This is a genomic window from Pseudomonas sp. 1, from assembly GCF_056626735.1.
The window spans coordinates 24,320-38,580 of the sequence record NZ_JBWXMQ010000014.1 but is presented as its reverse complement, the minus strand read 5'-3'; the positions used below and the strand labels follow the sequence as shown (position 1 = coordinate 38,580).

The 14,261-nt window shown below is 61.0% G+C and carries 12 protein-coding genes; 8 read left to right on the top strand and 4 right to left on the bottom strand.

The window, feature by feature from the left end:
* Both gmd and AC1MDC_RS20580 read right to left on the bottom strand, forming a co-directional pair.
* The gene (gene gmd / locus AC1MDC_RS20585) at window positions 1-972 is read right to left on the bottom strand and encodes a GDP-mannose 4,6-dehydratase (RefSeq protein WP_007954189.1); all 972 of its coding nucleotides are present in this window, start codon (window positions 970-972) and stop codon (window positions 1-3) included.
* Complete coding sequence (locus AC1MDC_RS20580) at window positions 969-1,883, bottom strand: GDP-mannose 4,6-dehydratase (RefSeq protein WP_085696656.1); 915 nt, start codon at window positions 1,881-1,883, stop codon at window positions 969-971. Before AC1MDC_RS20580 ends, gmd begins: the two co-directional genes overlap by 4 nt.
* A gap of 426 nt (window positions 1,884-2,309) precedes the next feature.
* Here AC1MDC_RS20580 and AC1MDC_RS20575 point away from each other — a divergent pair, with 426 nt between their 5' ends.
* From AC1MDC_RS20575 to AC1MDC_RS20545, 7 genes are read left to right on the top strand one after another with little or no spacing between them, the layout of a single operon-like run.
* Complete coding sequence (locus AC1MDC_RS20575) at window positions 2,310-3,863, top strand: glycosyltransferase (protein WP_480393573.1); 1,554 nt, start codon at window positions 2,310-2,312, stop codon at window positions 3,861-3,863.
* Window positions 3,863-5,167, top strand: coding sequence for a glycosyltransferase (locus tag AC1MDC_RS20570; protein ID WP_480393572.1), 1,305 nt, complete (start codon window positions 3,863-3,865; stop codon window positions 5,165-5,167). Before AC1MDC_RS20575 ends, AC1MDC_RS20570 begins: the two co-directional genes overlap by 1 nt.
* Window positions 5,164-6,066, top strand: a complete 903-nt coding sequence (locus tag AC1MDC_RS20565; protein WP_480393571.1) for a class I SAM-dependent methyltransferase — start codon at window positions 5,164-5,166, stop codon at window positions 6,064-6,066. Before AC1MDC_RS20570 ends, AC1MDC_RS20565 begins: the two co-directional genes overlap by 4 nt.
* A complete protein-coding gene (locus AC1MDC_RS20560) occupies window positions 6,063-7,217 on the top strand; it encodes an acyltransferase family protein (RefSeq protein WP_480393570.1) in 1,155 nt (384 codons plus the stop codon). The genes AC1MDC_RS20565 and AC1MDC_RS20560 overlap by 4 nt, the downstream gene beginning before the upstream one ends.
* Window positions 7,211-8,038: a class I SAM-dependent methyltransferase gene (locus AC1MDC_RS20555; RefSeq protein WP_480393569.1), complete on the top strand. Its 828-nt coding sequence runs from the start codon at window positions 7,211-7,213 to the stop codon at window positions 8,036-8,038. The genes AC1MDC_RS20560 and AC1MDC_RS20555 overlap by 7 nt, the downstream gene beginning before the upstream one ends.
* A gap of 50 nt (window positions 8,039-8,088) precedes the next feature.
* Window positions 8,089-9,285, top strand: a complete 1,197-nt coding sequence (locus AC1MDC_RS20550) for a DUF3142 domain-containing protein (RefSeq protein ID WP_480393568.1) — start codon at window positions 8,089-8,091, stop codon at window positions 9,283-9,285.
* Window positions 9,272-11,410, top strand: coding sequence for a hypothetical protein (locus tag AC1MDC_RS20545; RefSeq protein WP_480393567.1), 2,139 nt, complete (start codon window positions 9,272-9,274; stop codon window positions 11,408-11,410). Before AC1MDC_RS20550 ends, AC1MDC_RS20545 begins: the two co-directional genes overlap by 14 nt.
* Here the strand turns inward: AC1MDC_RS20545 and AC1MDC_RS20540 are convergent.
* On the bottom strand, window positions 11,407-12,036 hold the full coding sequence (locus tag AC1MDC_RS20540) for a LysE family translocator (protein ID WP_227233982.1): 630 nt from the start codon (window positions 12,034-12,036) through the stop codon (window positions 11,407-11,409). The two genes, AC1MDC_RS20545 and AC1MDC_RS20540, sit on opposite strands and share 4 nt — an antisense overlap.
* 144 nt (window positions 12,037-12,180) lie before the next feature.
* Here AC1MDC_RS20540 and AC1MDC_RS20535 point away from each other — a divergent pair, with 144 nt between their 5' ends.
* The gene (locus AC1MDC_RS20535) at window positions 12,181-12,654 is read left to right on the top strand and encodes an Lrp/AsnC family transcriptional regulator (protein ID WP_007954205.1); all 474 of its coding nucleotides are present in this window, start codon (window positions 12,181-12,183) and stop codon (window positions 12,652-12,654) included.
* Window positions 12,655-12,691: 37 nt separating this feature from the next.
* Here AC1MDC_RS20535 and lpdA read toward each other — a convergent pair whose 3' ends face one another.
* Window positions 12,692-14,092, bottom strand: coding sequence for a dihydrolipoyl dehydrogenase (gene lpdA / locus AC1MDC_RS20530; RefSeq protein ID WP_480393566.1), 1,401 nt, complete (start codon window positions 14,090-14,092; stop codon window positions 12,692-12,694).
* Window positions 14,093-14,261: the final 169 nt, after the last annotated feature.

Genomic DNA, 14,261 nt, shown 5'->3' with positions numbered 1-14,261 from the left:
CTACTCCTTGGCGACGCGTTTCATGTCCGCATCCATCATCATGCGGATCAGGGTGTCGAGGTCGGTCTTGGGTTTCCAGCCGAGCACGCGCTGGGCCTTGGCCGGGTTGCCGAGCAACACTTCGACTTCGGCCGGGCGGAAGAAGGCCGGGTCGATCTTCACGTAGTCGCGGTAGTTGAGGCCGACGTGATCGAAAGCGATGCGGCACATCTCGCGCACGGTGGTGGTCACCCCGGTGGCGACCACGAAATCGTCAGGCTTGTCCTGTTGCAGCATCAGCCACATGGCCTCGACGTAGTCACCGGCAAACCCCCAGTCGCGCTTGGCGTCGATGTTGCCCAGGGCCAGCTCCTGCTGTTTGCCCTGCTTGATGCGGGCGGCCGCGTCGGTGACCTTGCGGGTCACGAATTCGATGCCGCGCAGTGGCGATTCATGGTTGAACAGGATGCCGCTGCTGGCGTGCAGGTTGAAACTTTCGCGGTAGTTGACGGTGATCCAGTGGCCGTAGAGTTTGGCCACGCCGTAAGGGCTGCGCGGGTAGAACGGGGTGTTTTCGTCCTGCTGCTCGGCCTGGATCAGGCCAAACATCTCGCTGGTGGATGCCTGATAAAAACGCGTGTGCGGACTGAACTGACGGATCGCTTCGAGCAGGTGAGTCACGCCCAGGCCATCGACGATGCCGGTGGTCACCGGTTGATCCCAGGAGGCAGCGACGAAGCTCTGGGCCGCCAGGTTGTACACCTCGTCCGGTGCCGATTTGATCACCGCACGCTGCACCGAGCAGGCGTCGGCCATGTCGCCGTCCAGGTAAACGATATCGGCTTCAACGCCCATCTCGCGCAGGCGCCAGCGTGAGTCGCTGCTGCGCCGTGCCACCAGGCCGTGAACCTTGTAGCCCTTGTCGAGCAGCAGTCTGGCCAGATAGGCGCCGTCCTGGCCGGTGATCCCTGTGATCAATGCACTTTTTGTCATTCTTGTCGTACTCGCGTCTCCCAGTCGGACAGGATCGCCCGCAGGGATTGTTGTGTAGTGATTTGCGGCGTCCATCCTGTGGTCCGGGCCAGCCGTTGATGGCTGCCGCAGACGCGACGCTGATCGGCGCGGCGCATGCGTGCCGGATCCTGAACCAGTTGCAACTCGACCTCGGCCAGATCGCCCAGCTGTTCGATGAGGCTGCGGATGCTTTGCTCATGTCCGGAGCAAATGTTGTAGACCTGCCCCGGCGTGCCTTTTTCCAGCAGCGCGAAATAGGCCGAGACCACGTCGCCGACATCAAGGAAGTCGCGGGTGACATCGATGTCACCGACTTCCAGCTGCGGTGCCTGCAGCCCTTGCTTGATGCGATTGATCTGCCGCGCGGCGCTGGCGATGACGAAGCTGTCCTTCTGCCCGGTGCCGATGTGGTTGAACGGACGCGCCACCAGCACCGGCCAGCCTTCGCTCAATCCCCATTGCAGGCTGAGGAATTCGGCCGACAGCTTGCTCACGGCGTAAGGATTACGCGGGCAGGGCGGTTGTTGTTCGGTGATCGGCAGTGCGGCTTCTTCAACCTGGCCGTAGACGTCGCCCGAGCTGACATACAGGAACGTGCCCTTGAAGCCACGGGTCTTGAGTGCCTGCAACAGGTTCAGGGTGCCGAGCAGGTTGATGTCGATCGTACGTGCCGGGTCGCGGAAAGCTTCGGGGACAAAGGTCTGGCCAGCCAGGTGAATGACCGCATCGGGCAGCTGCGGCCACAGATCGATGAGGCTGTCCGGTTTTGTCAGGTCATAGGCAGAGGTGGCAGGCAGCAGTTGCCACGACGCGTCTTCCCCATGCAGACGTGACTGGATGTGTTGTCCTACGAACCCGCTGAGGCCCGTGATGAACAGACTCTTTTTCAAACAGCGACCCCTCGGTCTTTAACTTTCACCTCTTCCCACAGGCTTTAAGGGGATGTCTGTCAGACCAAGAGAAAAACCATGTCAGAAGACGGGTGAAGTCGTTGTTGTATTTGTTTGGTTGCCAATCTGTGCCAATTGCGCAGCAATTTCAACCGGGCAAATCGTGACTGGTCAGTTCTCGTCAGACTAGTCGGGTTTTTCTCGCCGGGCGGTTCCCGAATCCTTGGGGGATGTGTTTAGAATGCCCCTCGGCGCGATCCTCCGGGTAGTTTTGGACGAGCATGCGTCACAGTGAAACTGACCACTCAAAACAAGAACAAAGACGAGCTGTAAGTTGAAGGCCGATTTCCGGGGATGCCGGTTGTGCCCGACGCCAGTTCGTCATTATGTGAGGACGCCGGGATGGTGATCTCACCGTGGGATGCCATGAATTTCATTCTTTACTCGGATGTCAACGACAGCTCGATCAGCCAGAGTCTTGGACGTCCCGAATACAGTTATTACTTTGTGCTGAAGGCCTATCGCCCAATGCTTGAACGTCTTGGGCGGGTGCACGTGGTGTCTTCCACAGCCGAGGTCGACCCCCTCCATCGACAATTGCTCGCCGCCGGCGAGGACAGCGTTTTTCTCTCGTTTTCGCCTCCGCAGAAAACCCCTGCCGACCTTGAATGCCCGACCATCTGCGTAGTCGCTTGGGAGTTCGATTCGATCCCCGATGAGCAGTGGGATGACGAACCCCGTCAGGACTGGACACAAATGTTCGCGCGTCAGGGGCGGGCGATCACGTTATCGACCCACACCGCCAGAGCAATCCGTCAGGCCATGGGTGACGACTTCCCCGTGCTGGTATTGCCGACGCCTCTGTGGGAAACCTTCGCAGGCATTCGCGAACGACACGTCAGTGCAGCGGTAAATCCCGGCGTCACGCTCGCGTTCAAGGGCTGCATTTTCGATTCCCGGTTGCTCGATCTGCACCCCGACAACCTGCTACCAACGCCCGAGCAACTCGCCGAAGCCGAGGCTACGCGTCCCCCGGCGCTGACCCTGCGTCGGCGATATGTGATTGCTCGGCATTACTTGCGCCTGTGGGCACTGGATCTGATTCGCAAGCAAGTCGCGCCGGTGGCGCGGGTTACCTATCTGCAGAACTGGTACTGGGAGGGCATTCGCGACCTGCTCCCGGATCACATGCATGACTGGCTCGGCAAGCGCCTGCCGGCCATCGCCGGTGCGCAATCTGTGCCTGCTGCGGTTCAGCCTCCGCCACGGGATATGCCGACCACCTCATCTCTGGTTGAAACCACGGTCGATGGAGTGGTCTACGTCGCTGTCCTGAATCCCGCGGATGGTCGCAAGAACTGGCTGCAGATCCTCACCGCATTCTGCTGGGCGTTTCGTGATACCCCCGATGCCACCCTGGTGCTGAAACTGACGCAGAACGATCTGGCTTCCAGTTACGCCAAATTGATGACCCCACTCGCGCAACTGGCGCCATTTGCCTGCCGTGTGGTCATGCTCCAGGGTTATCTGGACGAGCAGCAATATGAACGACTGCACCAGGCAACCAGTTTCTATGTCAATGCTTCGCACTGTGAAGGTCTGTGTCTGCCGCTGATGGAGTTCATGGCCAGCGGCAAACCGGTCATTGCCCCCGACCATACGGCGATGCACGACTACATAGATGATTCGGTGGCGTTTGTGGTCAAGTCCAGCGAAGAGCTGACGACATGGCCCCAGGACACGCGAATCCTGTTCCGCACGCTGCGCCACAGACTCGACTGGGGCTCGCTGAAAAGCGCCTATGAAAACAGCTATCGGATGGCCAAAACCCGACCGCAGGAATATCAACGCATGTCGCTCGCGGCCATCGATCGCATGCACGATTTCTGCGCGATGCCAGCCCTGCAACAGCGCCTGGCAGACTTTTTCTCACTTGAGTCACAGGCCGGCAATCGCGCCCCGATCACGGATAACGCTTGATGCTGATCATCATCTATTCGGAAACCAACCAGCACACCATTGCGCAAAATCTCGGCCGTTCGGAGTACAGCTATTACTTCGTGCTCAAGGAATATCGTCCGGTGCTTGAACGTCTTGGGCGAGTGATCGAAGTGGTTGATCCCGAGCGCGAAGTCGATCCGTTGTACGAGGCCTGCCTGGCCAACGGAGAGCCCTGCGTGTTTTTGTCGTTCTCGCCGCCACATCGTACCCCGATGCACTTGGCCTGCCCGACACTGCCGGTGTTCGCCTGGGAATTCAGTTCTATTCCCAACGAGCCGTTCGCCGGCGAGCCGCGTAATGACTGGCGCACGGTTTTGCGTGCATGTGGCGCCGCGATCACTCATTCCACTTACACGGTCGAATCGGTACGCGAAGCGATGAGCGCCGATTATCCAGTCGTCGCGGTTCCCGCGCCGGTGTGGGACCGGTTCGCTGCGCGTGGCGCGCAATTGCGCGAGCAGCCACCGATGGACTCGGTGCTGTTGAAGATCAAGGGGTTGGTAGCCGACAGTCGGCAGCTGGACCTGAGTGCCTACGGACCGGTGCATGTGCGTAAAAGTTCGGGCATCGATTTCGCCGCGCCACTGCGCGAGCAGGAGTTGTTGCTCGAAGGCGTGGTTTACACCTCGGTGTTCAATCCCAGCGATGGACGCAAGAACTGGGAGGATATGATCAGCGCCTTTTGCGTGGTGTTCCGCGAGGTTGAAGACGCGACACTGGTGCTCAAGCTCACTCACCATGACGCTGCAGAAGCGCTCACCGATATTCTGCACCACCTTTACAAGAACCAGCCTTATCGCTGCCGCATTGTGCTGATCTACGGCTATCTGGCTGACCCGGATTACGAGCGCCTGGTGCAGGCAACCCGCTACGTGGTCAACACCTCTTATGGCGAAGGTCAATGTCTGCCGCTGATGGAGTTCATGTCCTGTGGCAAACCGGCGGTCGCGCCACGCACCACAGCGATGATCGATTACTTGAGCTGTGACAATGCGTTTGTGATCGAGTCCACTGACGAACTGACTGCGTGGCCGCACGATCCACGCGGCGCTTATCGCACGCTGCGCTATGCAACCAATTGGACGTCGTTGTGCGAGGCGTATCGCGCCAGTTATGCGGTGACCAAAAATGAACCGTTGCGTTATGCGCAGATGTCGGCGCAGGCAGTGGAGAGCCTGCAGGCATTTTGCAGTCAGGCCGTGGCCGAGCAGCGGTTGCGTATTTTTCTCCAGCGTGCGGTCGAGTTACGTGCTGGCTCTGCGCTGGGGGTATCGGGCGCATGATCGGCAGATTGCTTGGACGACTGTTTTCACCGTTTCAAGTGCAGCCTGCAGTGTTAAGCGAAGCTCGGGTTGCAGACGAGGTCGTATCGCCGGGTTTCTCGCCGCGCGATGTCGGGCTGCATGATGCAGTGCTCGATGGCTGGTTTCTCAACGACACCGGTGAACTGCTCAAAGGCTTTGCCATCGGCCCGCACGACACCCTGCTCGACGTTGGTTGCGGCGAGGGTGGAGCGACGATGTTCGCGGTGCGCCAGGGCGCGTCGGTGATCTTCACCGACAGTGAACATGACAAGGTGCGTGACCTCGCACGTCAGGTTGAAGCCCAAGGCGGTGCGACGAGCCTCGGGCTGGTCAGCAACAGCCTGCCGCTGCCGCTGACCACTGGTTGCGCGAGCAAAGTGGTTTGCATGGAAGTGCTGGAACACATCGACCAGCCCGAGTTGTTCATGGCCGAACTGGTGCGCATGGGTCGGCCGGGTTCCCAGTACCTGCTCAGCGTGCCGGCGCCGGTGGGCGAGCATTTGCAGAAAGGCATTGCTCCGCCGGGTTATTACCAGTCGCCCAATCACGTGCAGATTTTTACCGAGGAGCGATTCGCGGCACTGGTGCAGGACGCGGGCCTGGTGATCGAGCATCGTCAGGCCACAGGCTTTTTCTGGGTGATGAGCATGATCTTTTTCTGGGCCACTGAACGGGCTGCCGGTGTCGACGCGGGTGGCGCAGTGCGCGACCGGATCCAGGCACCGTTTGCGCCCCTGATGCAGGGTTGGGCCAAGACCTGGCAAGACTTGCTGGCCCAGCCCGACGGGCCGGCAATCAAGCAGGTGCTCGACCAGTTCATGCCAAAAAGTCAGGTGATCATTGCCCGCAAGCCCATGAACCCCGGGGGGGCCTCATGAGCGCCAGGCGGATCATGGACATCGAGGTGCTGCGTGCGATAGCGGTACTCGGTGTGTTGTTTCACCACTTGCAAGGCAGCCTGTTTACCGACCCGGTGCCGCTGCTGGTTAACATTCACGGCTGGGCGCAGCCGTGGTGGGGTGTGGATCTTTTTTTCGCCATTTCCGGATTTGTCATTGCCCGGGGCCTGATCCCGGCCATGCGCAGTTGCAGCACGCGGCAGGAGTATTGGCAGCAGATACGTGGATTCTGGCTGCGCCGAGCGTTTCGGCTGTTGCCGTCGGCATGGTTGTGGCTTGCGCTGATGCTGCTCGGGTGCCTGTTTCTCAACCGCTCGGGTGCATTCGGTACTTTGTCTGCCAACGTGCAGGCGACGTTGGCCGGGGTATTCCAGTACGCCAATTTCCGCTTTGCCGACAGCTTTTTCCATTACGAGTACGGCAGCAGTTTCGTGTACTGGAGCCTGGCGCTGGAGGAGCAGTTCTATCTGCTGTTTCCACTGCTGATCGTGCTGTGTCGCAAACACCTGGTGTGGGTACTGCTGGCGTTGGTCGCAGTGCAATTGTTCACCGTGCGCACGCCGATGCTGATGGTGGTGCGCACTGACGCCCTGGCGCTGGGGGTGCTGCTGGCGATGTGGACCACGCAGCCAGGTTACCGGCGCTGGGAACCGACCTTTCTGCGGCAGCCGTGGGCCGGTTTGTCGGCGCTGATCGTTATCGGCGCGCTGTTGAGCTTCATGGCCACTGATCGTTTCACGTTTGCCAGTTACCGCATCGGTTCGATCGCCGTGCTCAGCGCGGTGCTGGTGTGGATCGCTTCGTACAATCGCGACTACCTGATGCCGGCAGGCAGTCTGCAACGACTGATGGGCTGGATTGGCAGCCGTTCCTACGGAATCTACCTGATCCACATTCCGGCTTACCAGTTAGTGCGTGAGCTGATCTTTCGCTTGCAGGTCGCCGGGCTGCCGAGTCCGGCCGGGCACCCGATCATCACACTGTTGATCGCCGGTGGCTTGATCGTGCTGCTCAGTGAACTCAATTACCGCTTGATCGAAATGCCCATGCGTAATCGTGGCGCCGCTCTGGTCCAACGCCTCGGAACATCGCGCATCAATGCCCCATCCTCTGGAGCCACCTCATGTTGAGACTGTTGAAGAAACTCACGGCGGCGCCGGCTGCACCTGCGCCTGTGCAACCTGTTGCTGCGGCACCTGAGCGTATCGATCCATTCATGCTCGGCCTGCACGATGCGATGCTCAGCGGCTGGTTCAATCAGGAAACCGGCGAGTTGTTCAAAGGCTTCCCGGTGACGGCCGACGATACCTTGATCGATGTTGGCTGCGGTGACGGAGGCAACGTGCAGTTCTGCGCCCGGCGCGGCGCGCGAATTATCGTTGCCGATATCGATGCCGCCAAAATCGAAGCCACCCGCCAACGTCTGGTTGATACCCCGGCGCGCAGCGTCGAGTGTCATGTCACAGATTGCAACCCGCTACCCATTCCTGATGGAACGGCAACCCGTGTGGTCTCCACTGAAGTCATCGAACACGTCGATGACCCGGCGCAGTTTCTTTCCGAGCTGGTGCGGGTCGGCCAGCCAGGAGCGCTGTACCTGTTGAGCGTGCCGCACCCAAGTTCCGAAGACTTGCAAAAGGACATCGCCGCGCCGGTGTATTTCCAGAAGCCCAACCACATCCGGATCATCAGTGAAGAGCAGTTCAAGGCAATGGTCAGCAACGCCGGCCTGGAGATCATCAGCCACAGCCAATACGGTTTTTACTGGTCGATGTGGATGCTGCTGTTCTGGGAAGCCAAGGTTGACTTGAGCAGCCCCGATCACCCGATGCTCAACCACTGGGCTCAAACCTGGAAAACCGTTCTGGACTCGCCGCGTGGTGCGCAGATCAAGGAAGCGCTGGATGCGGTGGTGGCGAAGAGTCAGGTGATCATCGCGCGCAAGCCGTAACGCTTTTTTGTGTAACCTTGCAGCCTCGTGAGGTCGGGGTTTGCACAGCTATGCGTTTTATCTTGAGTGGTTCGGTCTTGCTGGCAGCGCTGTTGCTGTCGGGTGGCTGCGAGCGGCAGGACGCGCTGCCGCTCGATCAACAACTCTATATCTGGCAACGCCAATGGACGCCGGCCCACGAGGCGGCATTGCGTGACAGCCACGCTGATTTCTCCACACTGCGGGTGCTGGCGCTGCAAGCCTTTCCGCAGGCTGGATGGAGTCGGGCACGAATCGATACCGCACTGCTGAAACGCGATGCCCGGCCGTTGATCGCAGTAATTCGCCTCGACGGCCAGCTCAAGGCGCTCGACCCGCAAGCGGTCACGGCGCAAATCCTTCAAGTACTTGCCGACTGGCAAGGGCAGGGGCTGAACCTGAGCGGCGTCGAGATCGACCATGACGCCGGCAGTGCCCGACTGCCCGCTTACATCGAATTCCTCACCCACTTGCGCGGCGCATTGCCGGCCAGCCTGCCCCTGAGCATCACCGCATTGCCCGCCTGGCTCGACAGCCCGCAATTGCCGGCGCTGTTGGCGACCGTCGACAGCAGCGTGTTGCAGGTGCACGCCGTCAGCGATCCGCGTCACGGTCTGTTCGATCCCGAGCAGGCGCAGCGCTGGGCCAAGGCCTGGGCGCGGGTGACCAACAAGCCGTTTTATCTGGCGCTGCCGGCCTACGGCGTGGCGTTGCTGGCGAATACCGATGGCGCCCCGGTGGTGGAAAGTGAAGTGCCGCTCGAACGTGGCGGCCAGCGACGCGAATTGCTGGCCGATCCACAACAGTTGGGCCGGTTGGCCAAAGCATTACGCGAGGATCGCCCGGCGCATCTGGCCGGTCTGATCTGGTTTCGGCTGCCGTTGGCCAACGACCGCAGAGCCTGGAGCCTGAGCACGCTGCGTGCGGTCGCCCGAGGCGATGCGTTGAACAGCCAGCTCGGCTTGGTGTTCACCGAACAGAACGATGTGAATGACATCACCTTGCGTAACGTCGGTAACCTCGACAGCACCTGGCCCGCCCGCATCACCATCCAGGCCCGGAGCTGCGAAGGGGCTGACGCGCTCGCCGGTTACGCGTTGCAACAGACAGCGGATCTGCTTACCTTCACCCGCCTGCGCGACGGCCGATTGCCGGCGGGCGGGCAGCGGGCGATCGGTTGGGCACGCTGCGCAAATATTGATCAAGGAGGTTCGCATGTTGACCCGTAACTGGCCCCGCCATCTGCTTTGTCTGAGTCTCAGCCTGCCGCTGGGATCGGCCCTGGCCTGCGGCCCTGATTTCCCGATGCGTCTGCTCGACGATCGCGGGCAATCGCTGGCGGAACTGCCGGAGGGCAACTTCAGGTTCGAGATCAGTCGTCTCGGCAAAACCATTGCCGGGCTGAAGAACGTCACCGCCGCCACCCATAATCCGGATGACATCTACGCCGAGGCGCCAGAACCCGCCGAGGTGCGCGACAAGGCCGAGCAGATCGGTCTGACACCTGAACAGCAGGCACTGGTCAAACGACTGCGCAGCCTGACCGATGCGCGTCAGGTCGACGTGCAGGGCGCGAGCCTGCCGGCGGAACTGCGTCTATATGTGGCGGGCGCCGTGGCGTTCGGCGCCGGTGACCATCAACTGGCTGTCGAGTATTTCCGTCAGTTGCTGGCGCTGCCGGCCGATCAGCGCGCGTTGCGCAGCACTTGGGCGGCTTATTCACTGGGCCGGGCATTCTTTGCCATGAGCAGCGAAGCCGGGGATGCGCTACTAGCTTTGGAGAACGCCATCGAAGCCTTCCGCCAGACCCGGCAATTGAGCATCGACGGTTTCAGCGATCCGCTGGAACTCGGCGTGGCCAGCCTCGGCGAAGAGGCGCGGGCGCTGCGCACGGCAGGTGACTGGAACAATGCCATCAAGCTCTATGCCGCGCAGAACCTGCACGGCTCGAACGTCGGTTACACCTCGCTCAAACAATTGATGAACGAGCTGGCCGAGGAGCCCGAAGACCGGCTGGCGAAATTGCTGCGCGGCGAAGCGGTGCAGCAACTGGTGACCGCCTCGCTCATCAGCCGGATGGGCTGGTCGTTTGGCGATGAGCCGCCGAACGAGAAGAAGCTGGTCAAGGCCCTGCAAGCGAGCACGCGCGGCAGCCTCGACAACGCTGATCGATTGGCGGCGATGAATTACCAACAAGGCGATTACGCCAGTGCCAAGGCGTTCCTCGAACACGCTGGCGACAGTGGCCTGGCGTGGTGGTTGCGGGCAAAACTGGCGGTGCGCGACGGCGACAGGAACGCAGCAGCTGCGGCCTACGCAAAAGCCGCGCAAGCGTTCCCGCAGGACGAATCCTGGGGTGAGCGGCGCACCGCCGACTGGAATCTCGAAAGCGTGCAGCCCAAGTGCCGGGTCGAGGGTGAAAGCGCGATTCTCGCGCTGCAACGTGGCGAGTATCTGCAGGCTTTTGACCAGTTGTATCGCAGCCGGAATATTTACTGGTTCGACGCCGCGACCGTGGCCGAGCGGGTGCTGACGGTCGAAGAACTGAAAAACTACGTCGATACCAATGTCCCGGCACCGCCCGCGCTGAGTCAGCAGGATCGCGACAATTACGTGCCGCTGCCGGTGGCCGCAAGCCTGCGCAATCTGCTGGGGCGGCGGTTGCTGCGTGAGGGGCGTTATGAAGAGGCGGTCGGCTATTTCGACAGCGCCGATCTGCAGAACAAGGCCCGGCTCTATGGTGAGCAACGCCTGAAGGCGGATTCGGCATGGTGGCCGACCAAGCGTGCCAGCGCGCTGTTCAATGCCGCGTGGACGGCCCGTGAGTGGGGCATGGACATTCTGGGCTACGAAATGGCCCCGGATTACGCGACATTCGGCGGCAACTACAGCCTGGAAAATGCCGAGCTCAAAGTCGGGCCGCTGGTGAGCGAAGCCGAAGTGCAACGTCAGAAAGCCAGTGAGGCGCAGCCGGATGAGCGTTATCACTATCGGTTCGTCGCGACGGCGCTGGCCAGTCGTGCGGCGGATAATCTGCCGCACACCAGTCAGGCATTCGCCGCCGTATTGTGCTCGGCGGCGGGCTGGAACAGCAGCCTGGAAGAGCAGAGCGCCTTGTACAAACGTTATGTCGACGAAGGGCCGTACGTACCGTGGGCCGTGGATTTCGGCCATCAATGTCCTTATCCGGACTTCGAAAACGCCGACAAGCGCTACGTCACTCAGGTGACCGATTCGGTGCGTTCGACACTGCGCCCGTACAAGTGGCCGGTTCAGATCGGCGCGATTGTGGCCTTCACTGCCGTGGCGTTGTTGCTGATTGCTCGCCGCCAACGCAAGGCCCGCAAACCTTAAGCCTGCTGGACAAACGTCAGGCGAACGGCGAAGCCGATCAACAGGCTGCCGAACAGCCACTGTTGCACTCGCTGGGCTGTCGGGCTGTGTTTCAGCCAGCGGCCCAGCGCGGCGCCGGTCAGGGCGTAGGCGCTGTCGAACAGCAGACCTGCGCCCACCAACATCGCGCCGAGCAGCGCAAACTGCGTCAGCACCGGTGCGCCATTCGCCACGATGAATTGCGGCAGCAGCACCGAACAGAACAGCAACGCTTTCGGGTTGAGCAGATTGGTCAGCAGGCCGCGACGGATGGCTGCGTACCACTGCGCATGACTGTCCGTTACGGTGTCGGCGTTCAGATCCGGCAACAGCGTGGTGCGCAGACATTGAACGCCGATCCACAGCAAGTACGCCGCCCCGGCGATCCGCACGGCATCGAACGTCCACGGCGCCGCCTTGAACAGCGCCGCCAAACCCAACGCCGCCAACGCGACGTGGCAACCTCGGGCAATCGCCAGGCCCATCGCTGTGGCCAGCGCTGCGCCGCGTCCCTGGCGGGCGCCGGTCTGCAACAGCAGGATCATGTCCGGGCCGGGCAGCAGATAGACCACCCCCAACGCCAGGAAAAACAGCCAGAGACTCGCCATGTCGCACCCCTCTCGTTGTCGATTCGGTCGCCTCAGTCTAGGGCCGAAGGGCAGGGCAGGTGGTTGCGTAATCAGCTTCTAAGGGCGGATGAATTGGCATAATCTGCGCACTTTCACCGCCTAAACCATCAGGATCTGCCAACCATGAAACTGGATGCCTTCGACCGCAAGATTCTCGCCGCGCTGCAACGGGACGGGCGCCTTAGCAATGTGCAGCTGGCTGATGAAATCGGTCTGTCGGCATCGCCGTGCCTGCGCCGGGTGCGCATGCTCGAAGAGGCCGGAGTCATTCGCGGTTATCAGGCCAATCTGGATCGTGATGAAGTGGGGTTGGGGCTGACGGTGTTTGTCGGGGTCAAGGTCGAGCGCCACAACGATGAACAGGCTGAGGCGTTCCACCGGGCGGTGACGGCGTTGCCGGAGGTGATTTCGGCGTTCCTGGTGTCCGGAGAATCAGACTTTCTGCTGCAAGTGGTGGTGCCGGACCTGCGCGCTTATGACCGCTTCCTCACCGGATGTCTGTTGAAGCTGCCGGGGGTGAGCGATATCCGCAGCAATTTTGCGATCCACACAGTGAAGACGCCCGGCGCGTTACCGCTGGGGCATCTGCCGTCCTGATACTTCCCGCATTGCGCGGGAAGTATTCGCACAGTGCTTACATCTGCGTCGCCATCCCCTCGACATTCATTGCCGCCTGACGCAACGCTTCGGAGCGGGTTGGATGCGGGTGACAGGTCAGCGCGATGTCTTCGGCCGAGGCGCTGAATTCCATGGCCACGCAGAACTCACCGATCATTTCACTGACGCTCGGCCCGACCAGATGCACGCCGAGGACTTCGTCGGTGCGCTCATCGGCGATGACCTTGGCAAAGCCCTCGGTCTCGTGATTGATCTTCGCCCGGCTGTTGGCGGTGAACGGGAATTTGCCGACCTTGTACGCCCGGCCTTCGGCCTTCAGTTGCTCTTCGGTCTTGCCGACGCTGGCCAGCTCTGGGCGGGTGTAGATCACGTTGGGAATCAGGTCGTAATTGACCTCGCCGGCCTTGCCGACGATCTGCTCGATGCAGGCCATGGCTTCGTCTTCGACCTTGTGCGCGAGCATCGGCCCGGACGTCACGTCGCCAATCACCCACACGCCGGGTGCTTCGGTGCGATGCTGTTTATTGGCGAGCATGCCGCGTTTGTCGGTGCTCAGGCCGACATTTTCCAGGCCCAGGCCCTGGGTGTACGGACGCCGACCGATGGCCACCAGCACGTAATCGGCTTCGAGGATTTCCGCGCTGCCGCCAGCGGCGGGTTCGACGCTGAGCTGTACGCCAGTGGCCGAGGAGGTGGCGCTGGTCACTTTCGAGCTCAACTTGAAGCTGATGCCCTGTTTGCTCAGCGAGCGTTGCAGGGTTTTGCCGGCTTCGCCGTCGACGCCGGGGCAGATGCGGTCTAAGTATTCCACCACGGTTACCTGCGCGCCGAGCCGGCGCCAGACCGAGCCAAGTTCGAGGCCGATCACGCCCGCGCCGATCACTACCAGATGTTTGGGTACTTCATTCAGGGACAGCGCGCCGGTTGAGTCGAGGATGCGCTTATTGTCGATCTCCACACCGGGCAGGGGAGTGGGCTCGGAGCCGGTGGCGATGACGATGTCCTTGGCGGTGAGCTCGATCCGGCTGCCCTGATCGCCGGTCACGCTGACTTTTCCGGGGCCGTCGATATGGCCCCAGCCCTTGATCCAGTCAACTTTGTTTTTGCGAAACAGAAATTCGATGCCTTTGGTCAGGCCGCTCACGCTTTCGTCTTTCTGCTTCATCATTTGCGCAAGGTTGAGCGTGGGTTTGACCTCGATGCCGAGGTTGGCGAACTCCGCACCCAGCGCCGCTTCGTACAGCTCGGACGCGTGCAAAAGCGCCTTTGACGGCATGCAGCCGACGTTCAGGCAGGTGCCACCCAGCGTGGCGCGGCCCTCGACACACGCGGCCTTGAGGCCCAACTGGCCGGCGCGGATCGCTGCGTTATAACCGCCGGGGCCGCCGCCCAGAATCACCACGTCATAGTTGCTCATGCTCTCACTCCTGGCTTAAGGATGCGGATCGGTAAAAGTAGTTCGCACTGAAAATTACGAACGTAATATGTGCGTTTCCAGACATTTCGGTCAAGGCTTCAGGCAAGCGACAGGTTGCGCATCTTTGAATGGCGCAAATGAGTACAAATATTTCACGACTTTCGTTATA